The sequence below is a fragment of the Streptomyces sp. NPDC002671 genome, assembly GCF_053592475.1.
The window spans coordinates 1-1,220 of the sequence record NZ_JBSFVU010000173.1; the positions used below are offsets into that span (position 1 = coordinate 1).

A 1,220-nucleotide genomic window follows, 5' to 3' on the forward strand; every position below is an offset into this window, starting at 1 on the left:
CAGGGCGTCCAGCACGAAGACCGTTTCCTTCACGGTGGCCGCGGACCAGCCGACGATCCGGCGGGAGAACGTGTCCACGACGAAGGCGACATAGACGACACCGGCCCAGGTTTTCACGTGGGTGAAGTCCGCGACCCAGCAGCGGTTCGGGGCGCCGGCGACGAAGTCGCGGTCCAGTAGGTCCGGGGCTCGCTCGATCTGCCCGCCGGGCAGCGTGGTGATCACGCGTTTGCCACGGACCGCTCCGGCGATGCCGAGCTCACGCATCAGGCGTTCGACGGTGCAGCGGGCCACACGATGGCCCTGCCGGTTCAGCTCACGCCAGATCTTCCTCGCCCCGTAGACACGGTAGTTGACCTCGAAGACCTCGCTGATCTGGTCCTTCAGTTCGGCGTCCCGCACGGTCCTGGCGGACGGCATGGTCCGGCGTTTGTGGTGGGCGTAGTAGGTGGAGGGGGCGATCTTGCAGTCGTGCTCGGTCAGCACGCGGCAGATCGGCTCGACACCGCCGAAGCGGTCCCGGTGCTCGTCGATGAAGGCTACGAGCGCGTGTGTGGCCGGTCGAGCTCGGCCGCGAAGAAACTTGCCGCAGCCTTCAGGATCTCGTTGGCCCGCTTCAACTCGGCGATCTCCTTCTTCATCGCCTTGATCTGTGCGGACTCCTCCGTCGTGGTGCCCGGACGGGCACCGTGGTCGATCTGTTCCTGCCGCACCCACTTGCGCAGCGTCTCGGTCGTACCGATGCCCAGCTTCTGGGCGACCGCTTTCATCGCGGCCCACTCGGTGTCGTACTCCGGCCGCACCTCGGCGACCATCCGCACCGCACGACGACGCAGCTCAAGCGGGTACTGGGAAGGACGTGCCATAACTCGATCCTCTCAAATGATCGAGTCCCTAGCGAACCCGGAACGGTTCAGTGCCATAGCGGTGGATCTCAGCGATCGCGTCGTGCGCGCGCCGCATGGGCCGGAAACCGTAGGAGACCGGCAGGAAGTCGGCCTCGAAGATTGGCTCCAGCACCAGCTTGAGGGCTGCCTGGACCACCCGGTCGGAGACGGTCGGCATGGTGGCTTCATACTGCCTCTCCTGCTGTGGTGGTTTGGGTTGCGGGTGGGAAGTGCTTTGAGTGGGCGTTAAGTCCGTTTCTGGTATCGGCCTCGTCCGGGTTGGGTGAGGAAGCCTTGGCGGGTGAGGCGTCCGAGGCGGCTGCGGGTGATGTT

Annotated in this window: 3 protein-coding genes; all 3 read right to left on the reverse strand. The window is 65.6% G+C overall.

The window, feature by feature from the left end; translation table 11 throughout:
* Positions 1-534: IS3 family transposase (locus tag ACWD35_RS45540; protein WP_451357189.1), on the reverse strand; the 534-nt coding region annotated here is incomplete at its 3' end.
* Positions 535-539: 5 nt separating this feature from the next.
* On the reverse strand, positions 540-866 hold the full coding sequence (locus ACWD35_RS45545; protein WP_451357187.1) for a transposase: 327 nt from the start codon (positions 864-866) through the stop codon (positions 540-542).
* Positions 867-894: 28 nt separating this feature from the next.
* On the reverse strand, positions 895-1,065 hold the full coding sequence (locus tag ACWD35_RS45550; RefSeq protein WP_451357188.1) for a hypothetical protein: 171 nt from the start codon (positions 1,063-1,065) through the stop codon (positions 895-897).
* Positions 1,066-1,220 lie beyond the last annotated feature (155 nt).

What these genes read in the sequence shown, in the direction of transcription:
- ACWD35_RS45545 (WP_451357187.1), bottom strand. Translation starts at nt 866, where the DNA reads ATGGCACGTCCTTCCCAGTACCCGCTTGAGCTGCGTCGTCGTGCGGTG.
- ACWD35_RS45550 (WP_451357188.1), bottom strand. Translation starts at nt 1,065, where the DNA reads ATGCCGACCGTCTCCGACCGGGTGGTCCAGGCAGCCCTCAAGCTGGTG.